Origin of the sequence: Telmatospirillum sp. J64-1 (assembly GCF_006980715.1) — a bacterium.
Taxonomy (GTDB): Bacteria; Pseudomonadota; Alphaproteobacteria; order Rhodospirillales; family Magnetospirillaceae; genus Oleiliquidispirillum; species Oleiliquidispirillum nitrogeniifigens.
In genome coordinates this window covers 138,348-160,394 of record NZ_SBHN01000008.1, presented here as the reverse complement: position 1 = coordinate 160,394, position 22,047 = coordinate 138,348, and the positions used below count along the sequence as shown (strand labels likewise).

At 66.0% G+C, this 22,047-nt stretch carries 25 protein-coding genes; 20 read left to right on the top strand and 5 right to left on the bottom strand.

Going from position 1 to position 22,047, the window contains the following annotated elements:
* Positions 1–3 precede the first annotated feature (3 nt).
* From EPD66_RS09975 to hypE, 17 genes are all read left to right on the top strand, one after another.
* Complete coding sequence (locus EPD66_RS09975) at positions 4–1,464, top strand: murein L,D-transpeptidase (RefSeq protein ID WP_142848348.1); 1,461 nt, start codon at positions 4–6, stop codon at positions 1,462–1,464.
* 57 nt (positions 1,465–1,521) lie between these two features.
* Complete coding sequence (locus EPD66_RS09970) at positions 1,522–2,808, top strand: phosphatidylserine/phosphatidylglycerophosphate/cardiolipin synthase family protein (RefSeq protein ID WP_142848347.1); 1,287 nt, start codon at positions 1,522–1,524, stop codon at positions 2,806–2,808.
* Between the two features lie 208 nt (positions 2,809–3,016).
* Positions 3,017–4,096 carry a hydrogenase small subunit gene (locus EPD66_RS09965; RefSeq protein ID WP_142848346.1) on the top strand — a complete coding sequence of 360 codons (1,080 nt, stop codon included), beginning with the start codon at positions 3,017–3,019 and terminating at the stop codon, positions 4,094–4,096.
* Between the two features lie 15 nt (positions 4,097–4,111).
* The gene (locus tag EPD66_RS09960) at positions 4,112–5,899 is read left to right on the top strand and encodes a nickel-dependent hydrogenase large subunit (RefSeq protein ID WP_142848345.1); all 1,788 of its coding nucleotides are present in this window, start codon (positions 4,112–4,114) and stop codon (positions 5,897–5,899) included.
* 12 nt (positions 5,900–5,911) lie between these two features.
* The gene (gene cybH, locus EPD66_RS09955) at positions 5,912–6,643 is read left to right on the top strand and encodes a Ni/Fe-hydrogenase, b-type cytochrome subunit (RefSeq protein ID WP_142848344.1); all 732 of its coding nucleotides are present in this window, start codon (positions 5,912–5,914) and stop codon (positions 6,641–6,643) included.
* A 21-nt stretch (positions 6,644–6,664) separates the two neighbouring features.
* A complete protein-coding gene (locus EPD66_RS09950; RefSeq protein ID WP_142848343.1) occupies positions 6,665–7,276 on the top strand; it encodes a HyaD/HybD family hydrogenase maturation endopeptidase in 612 nt (203 codons plus the stop codon).
* A gap of 3 nt (positions 7,277–7,279) precedes the next feature.
* Positions 7,280–7,582, top strand: a complete 303-nt coding sequence (locus tag EPD66_RS09945; RefSeq protein ID WP_142848342.1) for a HypC/HybG/HupF family hydrogenase formation chaperone — start codon at positions 7,280–7,282, stop codon at positions 7,580–7,582.
* Positions 7,579–7,941 carry a hydrogenase accessory protein gene (locus tag EPD66_RS09940; protein WP_142848341.1) on the top strand — a complete coding sequence of 121 codons (363 nt, stop codon included), beginning with the start codon at positions 7,579–7,581 and terminating at the stop codon, positions 7,939–7,941. The genes EPD66_RS09945 and EPD66_RS09940 overlap by 4 nt, the downstream gene beginning before the upstream one ends.
* A gap of 12 nt (positions 7,942–7,953) precedes the next feature.
* Positions 7,954–8,736: a hydrogenase expression/formation protein gene (locus tag EPD66_RS09935; RefSeq protein ID WP_142848340.1), complete on the top strand. Its 783-nt coding sequence runs from the start codon at positions 7,954–7,956 to the stop codon at positions 8,734–8,736.
* On the top strand, positions 8,733–9,443 hold the full coding sequence (gene hybE, locus EPD66_RS09930) for a [NiFe]-hydrogenase assembly chaperone HybE (RefSeq protein WP_142848339.1): 711 nt from the start codon (positions 8,733–8,735) through the stop codon (positions 9,441–9,443). Before EPD66_RS09935 ends, hybE begins: the two co-directional genes overlap by 4 nt.
* A gap of 86 nt (positions 9,444–9,529) precedes the next feature.
* On the top strand, positions 9,530–10,633 hold the full coding sequence (locus EPD66_RS09925; protein WP_142848338.1) for a nickel-dependent hydrogenase large subunit: 1,104 nt from the start codon (positions 9,530–9,532) through the stop codon (positions 10,631–10,633).
* On the top strand, positions 10,626–10,967 hold the full coding sequence (hypA, locus tag EPD66_RS09920; RefSeq protein WP_185961340.1) for a hydrogenase maturation nickel metallochaperone HypA: 342 nt from the start codon (positions 10,626–10,628) through the stop codon (positions 10,965–10,967). The genes EPD66_RS09925 and hypA overlap by 8 nt, the downstream gene beginning before the upstream one ends.
* Complete coding sequence (gene hypB / locus EPD66_RS09915; RefSeq protein WP_142848393.1) at positions 10,967–11,839, top strand: hydrogenase nickel incorporation protein HypB; 873 nt, start codon at positions 10,967–10,969, stop codon at positions 11,837–11,839. Before hypA ends, hypB begins: the two co-directional genes overlap by 1 nt.
* 3 nt (positions 11,840–11,842) lie before the next feature.
* Positions 11,843–12,931 (top strand): hydrogenase maturation protein HypF, encoded by a 1,089-nt coding sequence (locus EPD66_RS09910; protein WP_142848337.1) that lies wholly within the window; start codon positions 11,843–11,845, stop codon positions 12,929–12,931.
* Between the two features lie 34 nt (positions 12,932–12,965).
* Entirely contained in the window at positions 12,966–13,202 is a 237-nt protein-coding gene (locus tag EPD66_RS09905) for a HypC/HybG/HupF family hydrogenase formation chaperone (RefSeq protein ID WP_142848336.1), read from the top strand.
* Positions 13,199–14,338 carry a hydrogenase formation protein HypD gene (gene hypD, locus EPD66_RS09900; protein ID WP_142848335.1) on the top strand — a complete coding sequence of 380 codons (1,140 nt, stop codon included), beginning with the start codon at positions 13,199–13,201 and terminating at the stop codon, positions 14,336–14,338. Before EPD66_RS09905 ends, hypD begins: the two co-directional genes overlap by 4 nt.
* Positions 14,335–15,387 (top strand): hydrogenase expression/formation protein HypE, encoded by a 1,053-nt coding sequence (hypE, locus tag EPD66_RS09895; protein ID WP_142848334.1) that lies wholly within the window; start codon positions 14,335–14,337, stop codon positions 15,385–15,387. Before hypD ends, hypE begins: the two co-directional genes overlap by 4 nt.
* Before the next feature lie 39 nt (positions 15,388–15,426).
* Here hypE and EPD66_RS09890 read toward each other — a convergent pair whose 3' ends face one another.
* Positions 15,427–16,731 carry a nucleoside recognition domain-containing protein gene (locus EPD66_RS09890; RefSeq protein WP_142848333.1) on the bottom strand — a complete coding sequence of 435 codons (1,305 nt, stop codon included), beginning with the start codon at positions 16,729–16,731 and terminating at the stop codon, positions 15,427–15,429.
* A 103-nt stretch (positions 16,732–16,834) separates the two neighbouring features.
* Between EPD66_RS09890 and EPD66_RS09885 the strand changes: the two genes are divergently transcribed.
* Genes EPD66_RS09885 through gcvA form a run of 3 tightly spaced genes read left to right on the top strand, consistent with a single transcriptional unit; the run spans position 16,835 to position 18,774 of the window.
* Positions 16,835–17,494: an AzlC family ABC transporter permease gene (locus EPD66_RS09885; protein ID WP_142848332.1), complete on the top strand. Its 660-nt coding sequence runs from the start codon at positions 16,835–16,837 to the stop codon at positions 17,492–17,494.
* Positions 17,494–17,832: a branched-chain amino acid transporter permease gene (locus EPD66_RS09880; protein WP_221930945.1), complete on the top strand. Its 339-nt coding sequence runs from the start codon at positions 17,494–17,496 to the stop codon at positions 17,830–17,832. Before EPD66_RS09885 ends, EPD66_RS09880 begins: the two co-directional genes overlap by 1 nt.
* Before the next feature lie 36 nt (positions 17,833–17,868).
* The gene (gene gcvA / locus EPD66_RS09875; RefSeq protein WP_142848331.1) at positions 17,869–18,774 is read left to right on the top strand and encodes a transcriptional regulator GcvA; all 906 of its coding nucleotides are present in this window, start codon (positions 17,869–17,871) and stop codon (positions 18,772–18,774) included.
* Between the two features lie 176 nt (positions 18,775–18,950).
* Here the strand turns inward: gcvA and EPD66_RS09870 are convergent, their stop codons facing one another.
* The 4 genes from EPD66_RS09870 to EPD66_RS09855 are packed head-to-tail and all read right to left on the bottom strand — an operon-like array spanning position 18,951 to position 22,005.
* Positions 18,951–19,667 (bottom strand): LrgB family protein, encoded by a 717-nt coding sequence (locus EPD66_RS09870; protein ID WP_142848330.1) that lies wholly within the window; start codon positions 19,665–19,667, stop codon positions 18,951–18,953.
* Entirely contained in the window at positions 19,667–20,017 is a 351-nt protein-coding gene (locus EPD66_RS09865; protein WP_142848329.1) for a CidA/LrgA family protein, read from the bottom strand. The genes EPD66_RS09870 and EPD66_RS09865 overlap by 1 nt, the downstream gene beginning before the upstream one ends.
* A 52-nt stretch (positions 20,018–20,069) precedes the next feature.
* Positions 20,070–21,497: an alpha-D-ribose 1-methylphosphonate 5-triphosphate diphosphatase gene (locus tag EPD66_RS09860; RefSeq protein WP_142848328.1), complete on the bottom strand. Its 1,428-nt coding sequence runs from the start codon at positions 21,495–21,497 to the stop codon at positions 20,070–20,072.
* Entirely contained in the window at positions 21,412–22,005 is a 594-nt protein-coding gene (locus EPD66_RS09855) for a hypothetical protein (RefSeq protein WP_142848327.1), read from the bottom strand. Before EPD66_RS09855 ends, EPD66_RS09860 begins: the two co-directional genes overlap by 86 nt.
* Positions 22,006–22,047 lie beyond the last annotated feature (42 nt).

Genomic DNA, 22,047 nt, shown 5'->3' with positions numbered 1-22,047 from the left:
CCTGTGCCATTTCCACGCCTACCCCTCCTGCTCGCCTTGTTCGCCGTCCCCAGCCTGGCCACGGCAGCCGAGCAGGCGGTACCGCCGCCCTCCGTCTGGAACGAGACGACCGTCCAGCGCCTGGCCGACACCTTGTCCAACGCGTCGATGGACGGTCTGAACCCACAGGATTATCCGCTGCCGCCGGAGTGGAGCGCTGCGCGCGAGACGGCGCTGGAAACGGCCCTGCTGACCTATGCCGCCGATCTGTCCCAAGGCCGGGTGCGGCCCCATGAGCGCGAAGACTGGCGCATTTCCCCTTCCCCCTTGGACCCCAACCGCCTGCTTGCCGCCGCCGCCATGGGCGGGGACGTCCTGGCCGAGGCCCTGAACCAGCTGGCGCCGCCCCATGAGGGCTACCGCCTGCTGCGCCAGAGCCTGATCGGCTATCAGCAGATCGCCGAAAATGGCGGCTGGCCGCAGATACCCGACGGCCCGCCCTTGCGCCTCGGCACCGCCGATCCGCGCCTGGACCTGCTGCGCGAAAGACTGCGCCTGACCGGCGACCTGTCCGCCGATGCCGGCGGCGGCCCGACCCTGGACACGGCCACCCTGGCGGCGCTGAAATCCTTCCAGGCGCGGCACGGCCTGCCGCCGGACGGCCAGTTGGGGCCGCGCAGCCTTGCCGCCCTCAACATCCCGGTGGAACAGCGCATCGCGCAGATCACCGCCAATCTGGAACGCTGGCGCTGGCTGCCGCGCCATTTCGAGCCCTTGCGCATCGAGGCCCATATCACCGACGCCACCGTCCGCCTGATCGACCACGGCACGACCCTGCTGTCCATGCGCAGCGTGGTGGGCCATCCCGAGACGCCGACTCCCAGCCTGATCGGCGAGCTGGAATATATCGTGGTCAATCCGCCCTGGTTCGTGCCCGACAGCATCACCGCGCGGGAAATCCTGCCGGAAGTCCGCAAGGACCCCTTCTTCCTGGCCGCCAACAACATGAGCGTCCTGGACCGCCGGAACCTCAGCCCGATCATGACGCCCATCGACTGGAACAGCTTCGAGGCGGGCAATTTTCCCTATCGCATCCGCCAGGAGCCCGGCCCCGACAATTCGCTGGGGCAGATCAAGTTCCACATGAAGGATGGCGGCAGCATCTTCCTGCACGACACGCCCGAGCGTCATGAATTCGCTTTGGACGAGCGGGCCTTGAGCCATGGCTGTGTGCGGGTGGAGAAGCCTGTGGAACTGGCGGCGATGGCCTTGGACCAGCCGGAGAAGTGGACGTCGGAAAGCCTGCATGCCCTGATCGGCGAGGGCAAGACGCGCTGGCTCAAGCCGCGCCAGCCCATTGCCGTCTATCTATTCTACTGGACCGCCTGGGTGGATGAAGACGGACGGGTCCAGTTCCGCGAGGATATCTATGGGCGCGACGAGATTATCCTTTCGGCCCTGACCCGGCGCAAGGGAGAGGGATAAGCCCGGCCCCGTCCCGACCCCATATGGAAGATCAGGAGAAATCACCGGGGTGCCCTGATGGACCGGCGGAAAAGACGGACTGAAGCAATCCTGGCGGGGGGCATCCTGGCGGCCCTCTCGGCCAGTTTCCTCTATCATGCCCTAAGACCAGAACAGCGGAAGCTGACCTATCTTCTGGACCATCAGGCCGGCGTCGATGACCCGGAATTCCACCGCACCGTGAACACCTTGTTCGGCCTCGGCCTGAGCGACGGCCATCGCCTCCAGACCCTGAAGAATGGCGACGAAATCTTTCCCGCCATGTTGTCGGCCATCGCGGCGGCAGAGCAAAGCATCAATTTCGAAACCTATATCTACTGGTCGGGCTCCATCGCCTGGACATTCGCCAAAGCTCTGGCCGAACGCGCCCGCGCCGGGATCAAGGTCAAGGTCTTGCTGGATTGGGCGGGAAGCGTGCCGATGAAGCAGGAACTGATCGATCACATGCGCAAAAGCGGCGTGCAGGTGGCCCGCTTCCGCCAGCCGCACTGGTATTCGCTGGACCGCATGAACAACCGCACCCACCGCAAGCTGATGATCGTCGATGGCGAACTGGGCTTCACCGGCGGCGTCGGCATCGCTGATAAATGGCTAGGCGACGCCAGGGGGCCGGAAGAATGGCGCGACAATCATTACCGCATCGAAGGCCCCGCCGTGGCGCAGATGCAATCGGCCTTCGCCGATCACTGGCTGGAGGAAACCGGCGAATTGCTGCGGGGTCCGCTGTATTTTCCACAACTGGAGAAATGCGGCCCCATTCCCGCGCAATTGGTCAGGAATGCGCCCTATCGGGGCAGCCAGTCCATGCATCTGGTGTTCATGCTGGCGATCTCTGCCGCCCGGCGTCATATCCGCATCAGCGCCGCCTATTTCGTTCCCGACGATTTGACCATCGCCCATCTGCTGGCCGCCCGGCGGCGCGGCGTGGAAGTGGACATCATCGTGCCGGGCCGTCACATCGATAAAAGCTATGTCCGCGAGGCCTCGCGCCGGCTTTGGGGCCCCCTTCTCGAAGCGGGGGTGCGGATCTACGAATTCACGCCCTCGATGTATCACTGTAAATTGCTGATTATCGACGAAAGCTGGAGCAGCATCGGATCGAGCAATTTCGACGAACGTTCCTTCCGCCTCAATGACGAGGCCAACCTCATCGTCTATGACCACGCCTTCGCCCGCGACCAGATCACGCTGTTCGAAGCCGACAAGCGCCGCTCGCGCGAATACAACTTTCACCAATGGCGCCGTCGCCCCTGGACGGAAAAAGCCAGCGAGGAAGCCTGGAACCTGCTGCGCGCGCATTTATGACCGCTCCAGTGGAAACCTGTCTTCCTTAGTGGAAAGATATTTTCCACCTCCCTCCCCTCAGCAGTCACCTCAATGTCACGGAATCCCTGGGCCTACCCGTTCGGGCGAGGTCTTTCCAGCTCTGGCATGAGATTTGCGCATACCGGCCATGTCCTGACCGGCATGCCCGCCGGAACGGCTGCAAGAAGACTTCGAACGGGAGGGGGCAGTGGCTGCGCTTGAAACATTCTACGATGTGATCCGACGGCAGGGGATTTCCCGCCGGTCCTTCCTCAAATTCTGTAGCCTGGCGGCGGCCAGCATGGGGCTGCCGCCTGCGATGGCGGGCAGGATCGCCCATGCCATGGAGACCAAACCGCGCATTCCGGTGCTCTGGGTCCACGGCCTGGAATGCACCTGCTGCTCGGAAAGCTTCATCCGCTCGGCCCATCCGCTGGCCAAGGACGTGATCCTGTCCATGATCTCGCTGGATTACGATCCGGTGATCATGGCCGCCGCCGGCGACCAGGCCGAGGCGGCGCTGGAAGACACCATCCAGCGCTACAAGGGCAATTACATCCTCGCCGTCGAGGGCAACCCGCCGCTCAACGAAGACGGCATGTTCTGCATTGTCGGCGGCAAGCCTTTCACCGAGCAATTGAAGCATGCCGCCAAGGATGCCATGGCCGTCATCTCCTGGGGCTCCTGCGCTTCCTGGGGCTGCGTCCAGGCCGCCCATCCCAATCCGACCCAGGCCACGCCCGTCCACAAGGTCATCACCGACAAGCCGGTGATCAAGGTGCCCGGCTGCCCGCCCATCGCCGAGGTGATGACGGGCGTGGTGACCTACATGCTGACCTTCGGCCGCCTGCCGGAACTCGACCGCCAGGGCCGCCCGAAGATGTTCTATTCCCAGCGCATCCACGACAAATGCTACCGCCGCCCGCATTTCGACGCCGGCCAGTTCGTCGAGGAATGGGACGATGAAGGCGCGCGCAAGGGCTATTGCCTCTACAAGATGGGCTGCAAGGGCCCGACCACCTACAACGCCTGCTCGACCACGCGCTGGAACGAGGGCGTCTCCTTCCCCATCCAGTCGGGCCACGGCTGCATCGGCTGCTCGGAAGACGGCTTCTGGGACAAGGGCTCCTTCTACGAGCGCCTGACCGACATCAAGCAATTCGGCATCGAAGCGAATGCCGACAAGATCGGCATGACCGCCGCCGGCGTGGCCGGTGCCGCCATCGCCACCCATGCCGCCCTCAGCGCCGTCAAGCGCGCCCGGGCGGGCAAGGGCGAAAACCAATAAGGCGCGGGGGAAAGAATGAGCATCACCACTCCCAACGGCTTCAATCTCGACAATTCCGGCCGCCGCGTCGTCGTCGATCCGGTCACCCGCATCGAAGGCCATCTGCGCATCGAGGTGAATGTCGACGAGGACAACGTCATCCGCAACGCCGTCTCGACCGGCACCATCTGGCGCGGCCTGGAACTGATCCTGCGCGGTCGCGATCCGCGCGACGCCTGGGCCTTCGTCCAGCGCATCTGCGGCGTCTGCACCGGCACCCATGCCCTGACCAGCGTGCGCGCGGTGGAAGACGCGCTTGGCATCGACATTCCGGAAAACGCCAATTCCATCCGTAACATCATGCAGCTCTGCCTGTATGTGCACGACCATATCGTGCACTTCTATCACCTGCATGCGCTGGACTGGGTGGATGTCGTCTCGGCGCTGAATGCCGACCCCCGGGCGACCAGCGCCCTGGCGCAATCCATTTCCTCCTGGCCGCTATCCTCGCCGGGCTATTTCCGCGACCTTCAGACCCGGCTGCGGAAATTCGTCGAATCGGGGCAGCTGGGGCCGTTCAAGAACGGCTATTGGGGCCATCCGGCCTACAAGCTGCCGCCCGAGGCCAACCTGATGGCCGTGGCCCATTACCTGGAAGCCCTGGATTTCCAGAAGGACCTGGTCAAGATCCACGCCGTCTATGGCGGCAAGAACCCCCACCCGAACTGGCTGGTCGGCGGCGTGCCCTGCGCCATCAATCTGGATGGGACCGGTGCGGTGGGCGCGGTCAACATGGAGCGCCTGAACCTGGTGTCTTCCATCATCGACCGTACCATCGCCTTCACCGAGCAGGTCTACCTGCCCGACCTCATCGCCATTGGCGGCTTCTACAAGGACTGGCTCCATGGCGGCGGGCTGTCGAGCAAGAACCTGCTGTCCTATGGCGACATTCCCGACCGCGCCAATGATTATTCGCCCGCCAACCTGATGCTGCCGCGCGGCGCCATCATCGACGGCAAACTGACCGAAATCCAAGACGTGGACCTGACCGACCCCGAGCAGGTGCAGGAATTCGTCGGCCATTCCTGGTACAAATATGCCGACGAATCCAAGGGCCTGCATCCCTGGGAGGGCGTGACCGAGCCCCATTACCAGCTCGGCCCCAAGGCGGTGGGCACCAAGACCGACATCAAGGCGGTCGACGAAGGCGCCAAATATTCCTGGCTGAAGGCCCCGCGCTGGCGCGGCCATGCCATGGAGGTCGGGCCGCTGGCCCGCTACGTCATCGGCTATGCCCAGGGCAATCCCGAATTCAAGGAACCGGTGGACAAGCTGCTGCGCGCGCTCGACCTGCCGCTCGAAGCCCTGTTCTCGACGCTGGGCCGCACCGCCGCGCGCGGACTGGAATGCGAATGGGCGGCGCAGAAGATGCGCTACTTCCAGGACAAGCTGATCGCCAATCTCAAGGCCGGGGACCTGCATACCGCCAATGTCGGCAAATGGGAGCCCTCGACCTGGGCCAGGGATGTCAAGGGCGTGGGCTTCACCGAGGCGCCGCGCGGGGCCTTGGGCCACTGGATCCATATCCAGAACACCAAGATCGCCAATTACCAATGCGTGGTGCCCACCACCTGGAACGGCAGCCCGCGCGACCTGCAAGGCAATATCGGTGCCTTCGAGGCCTCGCTGCTGGATACGCCCATGCACGACCCGCAGCAGCCGCTCGAGATCCTGCGCACCATCCACAGCTTCGATCCCTGCCTGGCCTGCTCGACCCATGTCATGTCGCCGGATGGCGAGACGACCATCGTCACGGTTCGCTAAGGGAGGACGGCCATGACCGTTCAGACGGATCCCAAGGACCTAGCGGTCCACGAAACCCCGCCGGGCGAGGCCCATGCCCGGACCTCGGTCTATGTCTACGAAGCACCGGTGCGCCTGTGGCACTGGATCAATGCCCTGGCCATCGTCGTACTGTCGGTGACGGGATACCTGATCGGCAGTCCGCTGCATTCCACCGGCGGCAGCGGCACCGACAACTTCCTGATGGGCGGCATCCGCTTCGTCCATTTCACCGCCGCCTATGTCTTCGCCATCGGCTTCCTCGCGCGGCTCTACTGGGCGTTCGTGGGCAACCACCATGCCCGCCAGCTTTTCACCCTGCCCTTCTGGAACGGGGCCTGGTGGCGCGAACTTTTCGGCGAGCTGAAATGGTATTTGTTCCTGGAAAAGGAGCCGAAGAAATATGTCGGCCATAACCCGCTGGCCCATGCGGTGATGTTCTTCGTCATCACCCTGGGCTCGATCTTCATGATCCTGACGGGTTTCGCCCTCTATGCCGAAGGCACCGGCCATGACAGCTGGCAATGGGCGGCCTTCGGCTGGATGACCGCGATCTTCCCCAATACCCAGGGCCTGCATACTTGGCACCATCTGGGCATGTGGGTGATCATCCTCTTCGTCATGGTTCATGTCTATGCCGCCGTGCGCGAGGACATCATGTCGCGCCAAAGCATCATCAGCACCATGATCAGCGGCGAACGCATGTTCAAGGACAACCGGCCCTGATCCTTCATGCACGGAAAGACCATGGACAACCAATTGGACATCACGCCCGAGCGTGACGAGGATTTCGACATCCTGGTGCTGGGCATCGGCAACCTGCTATGGGCCGATGAAGGCTTCGGCATCCGCGTGGTCGAGGAAATGCACCGCCGCTATCGCTTTCCCGATCCTGTGCGGCTGATGGATGGCGGCACGCAGGGGCTGTATCTGGTGCAGTATGTAAAGGCCTGCCGCCGCCTGCTGGTCTTCGATGCCATCGATTACGGCGAGCCGCCCGGGACCATGAAGCTGGTGCGCGACGAAGAGGTGCCGCGCTTCATGGGCGTCAAGAAGATGAGCCTGCACCAGACCGGCTTCCAGGAAGTCATCTCGGCGGCCGAATTGCTGGGCTGGGAGCCTGAAGCCATGGCCCTGATCGGCGTCCAGGCCGAGGAACTGGAGGATTGGGGCGGCTCCTTGCGTAAGGGCACCAAGGCCCGCATCCCGCAGGCCATCGAGGAAGGGCTGAAGGTCCTGGCCGAATGGGGCGTGCAGGCGCAGGAGCGCGAGGAACCGCCCGCAACCGGGCTGCTGCGCTTCGACCTGGACATCGCCGGCTACGAAGCGGGCCGCACGGCCATCCTGGAAAGCCTGTAGGCCATGTGCATCGGCATTCCCATGCGGATTCTCTCGGCGGAGGGCCTGCTCGCCTTATGCGAAGGACGCAATGGCGCGCGCCAGCAGGTCGACCTGTCCTTGACTGGTCCGCAGGCGGCGGGGACCTGGCTGCTGGTTCATCTCGATACCGCCCGCTCCGTCATGACCGCAGAGGAAGCCCGCCGGGTGGCCGATGCGCTGGAGGCCATCGAAGCGGTGCAACAGGGCCGGGATATCGACCACCTTTTCGCCGATCTGGTGGAGCGCGAGCCGGAACTTCCCGATTTTCTGAGAGAGGCAAAATGAGCGTCCTGGTGCGAAACCTGACCACCCGCCACGACATGCCTTTGGTCGATGAAGCCCAGGCCGATGCTCTGGCCGCCGGCGAAGGCGCGGTCGCCCTGTTCTTTCCCGGCAACCCCCAGACCAATGGGGAAAGCAACGATGTGGCGGTGATTCTGCCCGAACTGGTTGCCGCCTTCCAGGGCCGCTTCACCGCCGCCGTGGTCGCCCCCGATGCGGAAAAGGCGCTGGCGGCCCGGCATGGCGTCTTCGTCATGCCCAATCTGGTCTTCCTGCGCCGGGGCCAGGTCCTCGGCACGATCCCCAAGATCCAGGACTGGAACGTCTACATGACCAAGATTTCCGCCATCCTCGAAGGATAAGGAGCGCCGTCCATGTTCGAAGCCAAGCTCGATCTGTTGCAGATGCCCAAGGGCGTTGCCGGCTGGCGCGCGCCCCGCATTGCCAGCGACGAGGATATCGCCAGGCTGACCGAGGCCAAGGCCGCCCTGGATGCCTTGCTCGCCGCCGCCGAAACCTATGCCCAGGGCGGGCCCGGCACCGTCATTGACATCGCCCATCTCGACGCCCCCAGCCTGGAGATCCTCGACCAGATCCTGGGACAGGGCGAGGTGCAGGCGACGCTGGAGAACGGGAGCCGGACCCGCATCCAGGAAGCCGTGATGCCCGGGCTGTGGCGCGTCCACGGCGAGGATGTGCATTACCTGGAAGTGGGCGACGTGCCCGAAATGCTGCGCCAGGTCGCGGACACCGGCAGGGCCGAGCTTGCCATCCCCCCCGCCCTGCCCGAGGGCGCCATGAACGTGCTGCCGGTGCTGGCGGAAATCCGCGACACCATGGGGAAGGTACGGCGCGGCGAAAAAACGCGCGAGATCAACCTGACCCTGCTGCCCATGACGCCGGTGGATTTGAACGTCCTGGCCGAGGCTCTGGGCCTGGGGCGGGTGACCATCCTATCGCGCGGCTACGGCAATTGTCGCATCACCGCCTGCGCCTGCCGGGGCGTCTGGCGCATCAGCTATTTCAATTCCGACGACAAGATGATTCTGGACGTGGTGGAAGTGGGCGACATCCCCGCCGCTGCTTTGGCCGCGCGCGAGGATTTGGCCGATTCCGCCGACCGCCTGCGCCAGGTCATCAAGGCATACTGGCCATGACCGCCCCCTTGCTGCCCGGCATCTTCACCGGCGGCGGCGACCGTCTGGGCGAGCAGACACGGCTCGAATGCGGCGTCTGCTGGCACGTCTACGATCCCGCCCGGGGTTGCGAGGTCTGGGAGATTCCGCCCGGCACTCCCTTCGCCGCCCTGCCCGACCACTGGCGCTGCCCCAATTGCGACAACGAGAAATCCGTCTTCCTGCCATTGGACCAGGCACCGGAAGACGGCATGGACAGCCGCGTCGCCGCCCTGGTCGCCTGCTTCGAGGAGACGGCGCAAAGAATGTGCGACCTGCCCGTCCATAATCCGGCCCTGCGGGTCGATGCAGTGGGCTTCCGTCCCTTCGGGGAAGGCTGGCTGGGCATCCTGATCACGCCCTGGTTCATGAATATCGTTCTGCTGCCCAAACAGGCAGACGCCTGGGACCATCTGATGCCCGGCGCGGAAAAGCAGCGCCATGCCTTGCCCGCCGGGTCTTACGACTTCGAAGTGGCGCGGGCGGAGGGTATGGGAACCTACCAGACCTGTTCCCTCTTCTCGCCCATGCACGAATTCGCCGATCACGAGGGCGCGCGCCTGACCGCCGAAGCCGCCATCGACGCCCTGATGACGGCAGAGGAGGAGCCGCAGGAAGCGGAGGCTGACTCTCGTCGGATCGATCGCCGCGACCTGCTGCGCGGCCGTTTCGGAGGGCCCGAAAACTGATCCAGCATGCCGCCCGGCCCCTTCTCAGACTGGAACTGCAACAGCAGGGAAACCGTATCCGCTCCGCCTGCCTGCATTCCAGCCGATTGCTCGGCGCGGCCACCGTCTTTCACGGCCGCCGTCCCGAAGAGGTCCTGGACCTGCTGCCCCTGCTGTTCAGCCTGTGCGGCGCGGCGCAGCGCGCCACCGGGCTGATGGCCTGCGAGCAGGCCATGAACATCCTGGCCCCGCCCGCCCAGCGCATCGCCCGCCGGGTCTTGGTGCTGGGCGAAGCGGTGGCCGAACAGGGATTGCAAGTGCTGCGCGACTGGCCCCTGCTGCTGGGCGCGCCGCCCTTGATCGCGCAGGCGCGGGACTTGCGCAGCCTGCTCGGCGGCCTTGAAACCTGTCTGTTCGCGGGGCCCTGGCATCACCCCGGCGGCACGCCCCTGGCCCCCGACCGCAAGGCCTTGCAATCCCGCCTGTCGCGCGCCCGCGCCATCCTGGTCCAGGACATGCTGGACGGACAGGATCCCCGCGACCTGCTGATCGATGCCGGGGCGCTGCTGCGCTGGAGCCGGTCCGCCTCCGGCCCCGTCGCCGCCATGCTATGCCGTCTGCAAGCCGAGGGACTGGAAGCTTTCGGCCGCAGCGACATTCCCTTGCTGCACGAACCCGCGGAGGCACGCCTGGAAGAACGCCTGTCCGGCCCCGACGCCGCCCATTTCGTCGCCCGCCCCGACCTTTCGGGCCACCCCGCCGAGACCGGTCCGCTGGCCCGGCGCTGCGGGACAGGCATCGTTGCCCAGCTGATGCGCGAACATGGCAACGGCCTCCTGCCGCGCCTGGTGGCTCGGCTGGTCGACCTGACCGAGAACATGGAGGAATTGGAGGAGTCGGCTCGGCTTCTCCGTCCGGAGGACGGAGCCCCCCGGAGGACCGGACCGACGGAAGCTGAAACAAGCGGCACGGGCTTCGGCCTGATGCCTTCGGCGCGCGGCCTCCTGGCCCATCGGGTGGCGCTCGAAGACGGCCATGTCGCTGACTGGCGAATCCTCGCCCCCACCGAATGGAACTTCCACCCTGACGGCCCCCTGGTGCGCGGCTTGACCGGCGCATGGGCGGGGGAGGATGCTGAATGGCGGGCACGGCTGCTGATCGCCGCCCTGGATCCCTGTGTCTCCTGCGAGGTGAGGGTTGCGCATGCATGAAATGGCATTGGCCGAAGGCATCCTCCAGGTCCTGGAAGATCAGGGCAAGGCGCAGAATTTCAGCCGTGTACGGACGATCTGGCTGGAACTGGGGCAGTTGGCCCATGCCGACCCCCAGGCGCTGGCCTTCTGCTTCGATGCCGTCATGCGCGGCAGTCTGGCCGAAGGGGCCAAGCTGGAAATCCTGACCATTCCCGGCACCGCCTGGTGCCTGGAATGCGGCGAATCGGTCCCCCTGGCCCAGCGTTACGACCCCTGCCCGCGCTGCAATTCGCACCGGCTGCAGGTCACCCAGGGCGAAGAGATGCGTATCAAGGAATTGGAGGTGGAATGATGTGCACCGTCTGCGGCTGCGGCGAATCCCGCATCGAGGACCACCACCATCATCACGATCATCACCACGATCACAGTCATGACCATCACCATCACGGCCCGGACCTGCATTACGGGCAGGGTCTGGCGGGGGTGCATGTACCGGGGCTGAGCCAAGCGCGCATCGTGCAGATCGAGCAGGACATCCTGGGCCGCAACGACAGCGATGCCGCGCGCAACCGCCAACGCCTGGCCGAAAGCGGCATCTTCGCCCTGAACCTCGTCTCCAGCCCCGGCTCGGGCAAGACCACCTTGCTGGTCGAAACGGTCAGCCGCCTGCAGGAACATTTCCCCGTCGGCGTCATCGAGGGCGACCAGCAGACCGCCTTCGACGCCGACCGCATCCGCGCCACCGGCGCCCCGGCCGTGCAGGTCAATACCGGCAAGGGCTGCCATCTCGACGCCCATATGGTCGGCCATGCCCTGGACAAGCTGGCCCTGCCCGAGAATTCGGTGCTGTTCATCGAGAATGTGGGCAACCTCGTCTGCCCCGCCGCCTTCGACCTGGGCGAGGCGCATAAGGTGGTCATCCTTTCCGTCACCGAAGGCGAGGACAAGCCGCTGAAATATCCCGACATGTTCCACGCCGCCGACCTGATGATCCTCAGCAAGGTCGATCTGCTGCCGCATCTGCGCTTCGACGTGGAACGCTGCCTGGACTATGCCCGGCGGGTGAACCCGGAGATCCGCCCGCTTCTGCTGTCCACCCAAAGCGGCGAAGGCATGGAGGACTGGCTGAACTGGATCACCGAAGGCCGCCGGACCGCCATGCGCAAGCGCGCCGAATTGCTGGAAGGCAAGCTGGCCGCCTTGCGCCGCAGCCTGGAGGGCTGAGACGTGACGGCGCAGCCCTACCAGATCGTCATCCCCCTGCCCCGCCCGGGGCCGAGCGTGCTGGCCGTCGGCGCCTTCCTGAAGAACACCATCTGCGTGACGCGCGGCGACAAGGCCTATCTCTCCCCCGTCATCGGCGACCTGGACAGCGCCGATGCCTGCCGCCGGTTCGAGGCAATGGTCCAGGCCCTCTGCGCCGGGCTGGAGGTCGAGCCGATGGCCGTTGCCCACGACCTGCACCCGGATTTCCATTCCACCCGCTTCGCCCAGGGCTTGGGGATTCCGGCCTTCGCCGTCCAGCACCACCACGCCCATGCCACCGCCATCGCGGCGGAACACGGGCTGGACGCCCCCTTGCTGGGCCTGTCGCTGGACGGTTTCGGCCTGGGACCGGGCAATGAATCCTGGGGTGGCGAATTGCTGCTGGTCGAAGGCTCCGGCTACCGCCGCCTTGGCCATCTCGCTTTGCTCGCCCAGCCCGGTGGCGACATCGCCGCGCGCGAACCCTGGCGCATGGCCGCCGCCGCCCTGCACCGGATGGGGCGCGGCGCGGAAATTCCCTTCCGCTTCACCGATCATAAGGCGTCGGCCCTGCTGGGGCACCTCCTCGACCAGGGCCTGAACTGCCCGCCCTCCTCCTCCGCCGGACGCCTGTTCGACGCCGCCTGCGGGCTTCTGGACGTCCATCCCGTCGCCGAATTCGAGGGCCAGGCGCCCATGGCGCTGGAGGCCATGGCGACGGCCCCGGAAATCCTGCCGGGCGGCTATGGCCTAAGGGACGGCGTGCTCGACCTGCTGCCATTGCTCGATCATCTGTCGCATTGCAAGGATGCGGCACGCGGCGCCAACCTCTTCCACGGCACGCTGGCGCTGGCCCTGGCCGATTGGGTCGCCCAAGCCGCCGAGGAAACCGGGCTGCACCGCGTCGCCCTGGGCGGCGGATGCTTCTTCAACCGTGTCCTCTCCGGCCTGCTGACGGCGCATCTGCGGGAACACGCTATCGAGCCACTGACCTGCCGGACGATCCTGCCGGGAGACCAGGGCCTGAGCCTGGGGCAAGCCTGGATCGCCATACAGGAGATAAATCAGTGATCGGGCGGTGCCCGCATATCAAGGAGTGACCGCAATGTGTCTGGCCCTGCCGGCCCTGGTAAAGGACGTCCTGCCCGATGATACCGCCAGGGTGGAACTTGGTGGCGTGATGAAGGAAATCTCGCTGGCCCTGGTCGAGGATGTGCGGCCGGGCGATTACGTCATCGTCCATGTCGGCTATGCCCTGTCCAAGCTCGACCCCGAGGAAGCCGCGAAGACCCTGGCCTTGTTCGAGGAAATGGCGGCATCCGCCCCGGCGGTGGCGGAATGAAATATGTCGACGAATTCCGCGACGGCGTCCTGGCCCGCAGGCTGGCCGCCGCCATCCACGCCGAAGCCGCGCCGGAACGCCGTTATCACCTGATGGAATTCTGCGGCGGCCATACCCATGCCATCTCGCGCTACGGCATCGAGGACCTGCTGCCCGGGAATGTGCGGATGATCCACGGGCCGGGCTGCCCGGTCTGCGTACTGCCGGTAGGGCGCATCGACAATGCCATCGACCTTGCCCGCCGCCCCGGCGTGATCCTGTGCACCTATGGCGACATGATGCGCGTGCCGGGCTCGAACCGCCTGTCGCTGCTGAAGGCCAAGGCGGAAGGGGCGGATATCCGCATGGTCTGGTCCACGCTGGATGCGCTGAAGCTGGCCCGGGACAATCCCGACCGGCATGTGATCTTCTTCGCCATCGGCTTCGAGACCACCACGCCGCCGACCGCCGTGGCCCTGAAACAGGCACGGGCGCTGGAGTTGAAGAATTTCAGCGTCTTCTGCAACCATGTCCTGACGCCGCCCGCCATCCAGGCCATCCTGGACAGCGCCGACGGCTCGGAAAGGCTGGACGGCTTCATCGGCCCCGCCCATGTCAGCACGATCATCGGCTCGCGCCCCTACGAATCCGCCGCCGCCCATTACCGGAAGCCGGTGGTCATTGCCGGATTCGAACCGCTGGACGTGATGCAGGCGGTGCTGATGCTGGTGCGTCAGATCAATGCGGGCCGGTTTGCGGTGGAAAACCAGTTCTCCCGTGCCGTTACCCGCGCGGGCAACGAGAAGGCCCAGGCGCTGGTGGCCGAGATCTTTGAGCTGCGCGACAGCTTCGAATGGCGCGGCCTGGGGATGGTTCCCCATTCCGCCCTGCGCATCCGCGACGAATTCGCCGCCTGGGATGCGGAAAAGCTGTTCGACATCGCCACCCTGCCGGTGGCCGACAACAAGGCCTGCGAATGCGGCGCCATCCTGCGCGGCGTCAAGAAGCCCGCCGATTGCAGGCTGTTCGGCACGATCTGCACGCCGGAAAATCCCATGGGGTCCTGCATGGTATCCGCCGAAGGCGCCTGCGCCGCCCACTGGACCTATGGCCGCTTCCGCGATGCCCAAAAGAAGAAGGACAAGCAGCCGGCATGAAGATCACCCGCAAGGACTTCCCCCGCCCGCTGGACCTGAAAACAGGCCGCATCGACCTCTCCCACGGCGCCGGGGGCCGGGCCATGGCGCAACTGGTCGAGGAAATGTTCCTCGCCGCCTTCGACAACGATCTGCTGCGCCAGGGCAATGATCAGGCGGCCTTCGCCGTGCCGCCTGGGCGCATGGTCATGAGCACCGATTCCTATGTCATCTCGCCGCTATTCTTCCCCGGCGGCGATATCGGCTCGCTGGCGGTGCATGGCACCATCAACGACGTCGCCATGGCAGGCGCCAGGCCGCTCTATCTCTCGGCAGGCTTCATCATCGAGGAAGGCTTTGCCTTGGCCGACCTCGCCCGCATCGTCCAGAGCATGGCCAAGGCGTCCAAGGAAGCCGGTGTGCCGGTGGTGACGGGCGATACCAAGGTGGTCGAGCGCGGCAAGGGCGACGGCGTGTTCATCAACACCGCCGGTATCGGCGTCCTGCCCGAAGGCATGGCGATCTCGGGCGACCGCGCCCGGCCCGGCGATGCCCTGCTGATTTCCGGCAGCCTGGGCGATCATGGCGTCGCCGTCATGTCCCAGCGCGCCAGCCTGGGATTCGAGACGGAAATCCAGTCGGATTCCGCCGCCCTGCACGGCCTGGTCGCCGCCATGCTCGACGCCTGCCCCAGCGGCATCAACGTCCTGCGCGACCCCACGCGCGGCGGCCTCGCCGCCACCTTGAACGAGATCGCCCGCCAATCCGGTGTCGGCATGGTGCTGCGCGAAGCCGCCATCCCGGTGAAGGAGGCCGTGCGCGGCGCCTGCGAATTGCTGGGCCTGGACCCGCTTCACGTCGCCAATGAAGGCAAGCTGATCGCCATCTGCGATCCAGCTCAAGCCGAAACCCTGCTCAGCGCGATGCGCGCCCATCCCTTGGGGCGGGACGCCGCCATCATCGGCCATGTGGTCGAGGACGACCACCATTTCGTCCAGATGGAAACCGCCTTCGGCGGCGCGCGCGTGGTGGACTGGCTGGCGGGGGATCAATTGCCGAGGATCTGCTAGGGAGAATATGGGCTGCCCGCCCGCATATCCCCTCGCCTATTACGCCAGCCCTCCGTAGAGCAGGGCACAGATGAAGACGGCGGCGGCCACCCCGGCGATGTCGGCGGACAGGGCGGTGGGGATGGCGTGGCGCAGGCGGCGGACATTGATTGCACCGAAATAGACGGCCAGCACGTAGAAGGTGGTTTCCGTCGAGCCTTGCAGGGTGCTGACCAGATAACCGGCATAGGAATCCGGCCCGATGGCGGGATCGTTGATGACGGCGGCCAGGATGCCATAGGCGCCCGAACCGGAAAGCGGACGCAAAAGCGCCATGGGCAGGGCCTCGGCGGGCAGGCCGATCAGCTCCGTCACCCGGCCCAGCGGCACGATCACCATGTCCATGGCACCGCTGGCGCGGAACATGCCGACGGCGGTCAGGATGGCGACCAGATAGGGAATGATGCGCACCGCCACCTGGAAACCATCCTTGGCACCTTCGACGAAGGCTTCATAGATGCGCACGCCGCGCATCATCCCGAAGCCCAGCAGGGCGACCACCAGGCCGGGAATGATCCAGGGCGCGATCTGGCGGCCCCACATCACCGTCAGCGGCACCAAAGCGGCGATGCCGCCCAGCACCAGCACGGAAACCCATAGCGGATAGGCATTGACCGATTCATCGGCCACCGGCTGGTCGCTGGCGGGCTTGGCCTGGTCCGGGGCCTGGGCTTCCTCCTCCGCCTGCGCCTCCACCACCGGCATGGGCGAGCGGCGTTGCAGCAGCTTGGCCATGCAGATGGCCACCGTGGTCGAGACGATGGTGGCGAACAGCGTCGTCGGCACGATCCCCGCCGGATCGGTGGAACCTGCGGCGGCACGCAGGGCGATGACGCCGGTGGGCAGCAGGGTCACCGAAGACGTGTTGATCGCCAGGAACAGGATCATGGCATTGCTGGCCGTGCCCTTCTGGCGGTTCAGGCTGTCCAGTTCCTGCATGGCGCGGATGCCGAACGGCGTGGCGGCATTGCCCAGCCCCAGCACATTGGCCGACATGTTCATGATCATCGCCCCCATGGCCGGATGGTCGGGCGGCACATCGGGGAACAGGCGCTGCATCAGCGGCCGCACGGTGCGGGCGACGATGACCAGCAACCCACCGGCCTCGGCCACCTTCATCAGCCCCAGGAACAGCGTCATCACGCCGATCAGGCCCAAGGCCAGCGTCACCGAACTGTCGGCGCTTTGGATGACGCCCTGGGCGAGCTGCTCCATCGGCGTCGCGCCCTCGCCGGTGAATTGGACATGGCGCCAGGCGGCAACGACGAAGGCAACGGCCACAAGCACGAAGAAGATGATGTTCACGCGGTTTCCCCCACTGGAAGCGCGGCGAGTGTAAGGGAAATCCGTCAGGCTCGACAGAGGCTTGCCCCTTCTCCTAACATCCGCCTCCCAGCAGGAGCGAAACGTGAAGGAAAGTCTTTCAGAAGCCTTCAAGGCAACGATACCGGTCGCCATGGGATACATGCCCCTGGCCGTCACCTTCGGATTCATCTTCCAGAAGGCCGGGGCCGACTGGTTCCTGGCGCCGGTCATGAGCATCGTCCTCTATGCCGGTGCGGCGCAATTCATGTCGGTACCCATGCTCGGGCAAGGACTGCCGATCTGGGAGATCGCCCTGGCCGTCGCCCTGGTCAATCTGCGCCATGTCTTCTACGGCCTGTCCCTGCACAGCAACCTGCCGCGCAGCCGCCTGGGCAAGGTCTATTTCATCCATGCCCTGACCGACGAGACCTATTCCCTGCTGACCGCGCGCGAGGGCGGAACGAGCGGCCGCTTCAAGGTCATGGTCGCCGCCATCAACCAGGCTTGGTGGGTGGCCGGTTCCACCCTCGGCGCCCTGCTCGGCCTTTCGGTCAGCCAGGACGTGACGGGGCTGGATTTCGCCCTGACCGCGCTGTTCGTGGTGCTGTGCCTGGAACAGGGCCGCGCCGTCCGCTCGAACCTGCCCTTCCTCGCCGGACTGGCGGGCGCGGCCCTGGCCTGGCTGCTGCTGCCGGGCCAGTTCCTGGTGGGAGCCATCGGCATCGCCGCCGTGATCCTGCTGACCCTGGGGAGGCGAGCCTGATGGACACGGGATATGTGCTGGCGGCGATCCTCGCCACGGGGGCCGTCACTTTCGCCCTACGCGCCTTGCCCTTTCCCTTCATGGCGCTGCTGAAGGACAACAAGGCCATCGCCATCCTGGGCCGCCTGCTGCCGACCGCGATCATGCTGATCCTGGTTCTCGCCAGCCTGCGCGGCGTGGAGGCGGCGGCGCTGCCCTGGCTGGCCCATGTCGGGGGCATCGCCGCCACCGCCCTGCTGCATCTTTGGCGGCGCAACGCCCTGCTCAGCATTTTCGGCGGCACCGGCCTCTACATGCTGCTGCAACGGGGTTTGGACTCCTCGCTTCTCGTGTCATAGTGACGCCAACACCCCGGAGAAAGGTGAGGAAAACAAATGCCGCTCCGCAGGCTTCCCCCGCTCAACGCACTGCGCATCTTCGAATCCGCCGGGCGGCATGAAAGCTTCGCCAAGGCCGCCGAGGAACTGCATCTCACGCCCTCGGCCATCAGCCACCAGATCCGCACCCTGGAGGAGCATCTGGGGGTGGCCCTGTTCCAGCGCGGGCGGCGGGGCCTGACCCTGACGGAAGCCGGGCGGGCCTATCTGCGGACGGTCCGAAGCGCTTTCCAGCAGATCGCCGAGGCGACACTGAAGCTGCAAGGCGAAAGCGAGATCGAAACCCTGACCCTGGGGGCGGTGACCAGCTTCGCCAATGTCTGGCTGGCGCCGCGCCTGGGCAGCTTCGTCAAATCCCATCCCAGCATCGACCTGCGCGTGACCTCGCAGGTGCGGCCCGCCGATTTCGACCACGGGCTGGATGCCGCGATCCTGTACGGCGCGGGCGACTGGCCAGCCCTGCAAGCCGACGAATTGCTGCGCGTCAGCATCGCCCCGCTTTGCAGCCCGGCCCTGCTGAAGGGCGAACATCCCCTGGAGAAGCCCGAGGACTTGCGCTTCCACACCCTGATCCATAACGACAACAAGCTGCTGAGTTGGTCCGCCTGGCTCCAGGCCAATGGCGTGGACGGGGTGGCGAGCCATCGCGGCCCGCGCTTCGACCGCTCGACCCTGGCCCTGGACGCGGCGGCGCAGGGGCTGGGCGTGGCCTTGGACGACACCGACCTGCTGGCCCGCTCCTATCTCGAATCCGGACGGCTGGTGGCGCCCTTCGGCCCCGGCGCCCGCAGCGAGGCCGGCGCCTATTGGCTGGTCTATCCCGCCACCACCGCGACCCGCCCGGCCTTCACCGCCCTGCGCAACTGGCTGCTGGCCGAGGCGCGCGGCTCCGCGCTGGCCTGAACGGCAATTGATCGCCGGCTGCTGAAAATGCCCCGCATCGTCTCGTCACCCCCGCGAAAGCGGGGGTCCATGTGGGAGCTTATGGAGATGCGAACCGCTCAAGTCCGATGCTGCGGCAGCATGGATTCCCGCTTACGCGGGAATGACGATGAAAACAGGAGTTTTTCCGCAGACTGCTAGAACAGCAGCGTCACCAGCACCGGCACCAGGATCGCCGTCGCCAAGCCGTTCAGTCCCATGGCGAGACCGGCGAAGGCACCGGCCACCTCGTGGCATTGAAGGGCGCGGGCGGTGCCGATGCCGTGCGAGGCCAGGCCCATGGCGAAACCGCGTGCCGGCCATTCCTTGACCCGTATCAGATCGAGAACGGCGGAACCGATGACCGCGCCGACGATGCCGGTCAGGATGACCAGGGCCGCCGTCAGGGACGGCAGGCCGCCTACCTGTTCGGCCACACCCATGGCGATCGGGCTGGTGGCCGATTTCGGAGCCAGCGACAGCAGGGTCCGGTCCGAGGCGCCCAGGACCCAGGCGATCCCCACCGCGCTGGCCGCCGCCGTCAGCGAACCGGCCACCAGGGCGACGGCCACGGCCAGGATCGACCGTTTCAGGGCATGGAACTGGCGATAGAGAGGAATGGCCAGGGCAACCGTCGCCGGGCCGAGCAGGAAGTGGACGAATTGCGCGCCCTCGAAATAGGTGGCGTAATCGGTATCCGTCACCAGCAGCAGCCCGACCAGGACCAGCATCGCCACCAGCACCGGATTGACCAGCGGCGAACGCCCGGCCTTTTCCCACAACCACATGCCCAGCTGATAGGCCAGCAGGGTCACGGTCAGGCCCAACAGGGGCGAGGTCGCCAGATAGACCCAGATCTCGTGAAGCTCGCCCATTACCCGCGCCCTCCGTTCCGGGGCGTCAGCCAGCGCATGATCAGGGCGGTGACGGCGATGGTGATGACGGTACTGCCGATCAGGGCCGCCGACAGGGGCAGCCATTCCCGCATCACCAGCGGCAGATGCAGCATGACGCCCACACCGGCCGGAACGAAAAGCAGCGACAGGTTGTTGAGCAGGCCGCGGGCGGTGCCGTCCAGCCCTTCGGGGACATGGCCCCGCAGCATCAGGCCGACGAACAGAATGACCATGCCCAGGACAGGTCCGGGCAGCGGCAGGCCGAGAAGGCGCGCCAGCACCTCACCGGCGAGCTGGCAAACCAGCAGGAGCGTGATGTATCCGATCATCGGGCAATTCTAGCGGGAAAATCCTCCGGCGCGAAGCTGGTATTACCAATTTTCAGACCCGCAGTCTCCATGCCTCGCTGACATGGACGGGCCGCCCCGCGACCACCGTCGCCACCACGCGCGGCAAGGCGGGATCGGCGGCATCGACCAGCAGGATGTCGGCACGCCGTCCGACCTCGATGACGCCCCGGTCCTTCAGCCCCGCCGCGCGAGCGGGATTGCTGGAAACCGTCGCCCAGGCCGCCGCCAGGGAGAAACGGCCCGAGGTCATCAGGCGAAAAGGGGCGGCCAGCAGTGCCGGATAGAAGTAATCCGAGGTCAGGATGCCGCATAATCCCTGCCCGGCGATGGCGGCGGCATCCAGCCGCCCGACATGGCTGCCGCCACGCAGCACATTGGGCGCCCCCATGACCGTCACGTCGCCCAAGCTGCGGGCGCAGCGCGCGGCTTCCTCGGTCACCGGGAATTCGCAGATCCGGCAGCCCAGGCCGCTGTACCAGCTGCGGATCTCGGCGCTGTCATCGTCGTGGGAAGCCATGGGAAGACCGGCCATGCGGGCGGCCTGGGCCAGCATCTCCACGCTTTCCGGCACCCGTTCGGCGCGCTGCCGGACCTCCCCGACCAGGGCGGCGAAATCGGCCGTCGTGGTTCCCGCCCGGGCGGCATAGCTGGCAAGGCTGTCCGGCCGTTCCACCTTGGCCATGAATTCCGGCAGGTGGTCGTTGAAGGCCAGCAGATGGATACGTCCCGCCGCCACCCAGGCCAGGATGTCCACCACCGCATCCAGATTGTAGATCTCGTGGCGCAGATGCACCCTTGTGTCGCAGCTCAGCCGCCCGTTCAGGCTTTCCAGCGTGTCGAGAAAGGCGAAGGCCACCTCGCGCCCCCGCAGCCCCGGTTCCCATGACCAGGTCAGTCCGTGATAGGCCGTGGTGATGCCGTTGGCCGCCATCTGCCGGTCGGATTCGAGCAGGGCCAGATCCAGCGGAAAGGACACGCCGGGCCTGGGCATGATCTGGCGTTCGAAGGCATCGCCATGCAGATCGACGATGCCGGGCAGGACCAACAGGCCGCTGGCGTCCCAGACTTCGCGCACGCCCGTGCCGCTGCCGATCCGGGCGATGCGCCCGTCATGAAGAAACAGGTCGGTCTCGACCCAGCTCCCGTCGCCCTTGAGGATGCGTCCACCAACGATATGGATCGTCATCTCCCCCTCATGCTGCACTGCAAAAACAGGAATCCATAACCTGGGAAGGGTTTCTCCTCTCGTGAAGCTTTGATGACCATTGGAAAGGGCGGAACGGCCGAAAGGACGCCTTTCCCACTGATGGGGCAAGCGTCCTCTTTCTTTTCGGGCGTAACGGCAGGACAGGGAGTCGCGGCGGCGGACCGCCTCACCGGCCAAGATTGGGAGTCGTCGGCGTGACGGTGATACGCCCGGCCTGGGCGACGAGGCCCGTACCGGCGCCGATACCTGCATAGAGGCCGCTTCCGGTCCCCGCCCCGATTCCGGCACCCATGCCGACATCGGCGGTCACCTCCCGCCCTGCGTCGCGCACGCTCGCCCCGGCATTACCGGCAGGCGTTTCTCCGGCCCAGACACCGCCGGGCGCAGGCGCCGAAGGAGCGGGCGCGGCAGGCACAGGCGTACTGCCAGAGGGCATGTCGCCCGACCCGGCGCCGGGTGTCCCGCCCGATATTCCCCCGCCGTCCGGCACGGAAGGCGCGCCGCCGGGGCCGGGGATCACGAGCGCATTCTCGACCCGCAAGCCGGTCTCGGTCATCTGCACTTCGCCCACGGAATAGGTTCCCGCCTCGCCGTCCGTGATGGCGGTCGGCAGATCGGGATCGGCCTGCACCACTTCGGGCGCCGAATGCAGCGGTTCGAGGAAGCAGCCGGTCAGGACGAAGATGCTTCCGACCGTCAGGACGGGCAGCGGGCGACGGAGGAATGAACGAAGGTCCAGGCGCGGACGAACTGTGCTCATATGCCGATCTCCTATAGCCATAACCTAAGTGTCGCAACACCG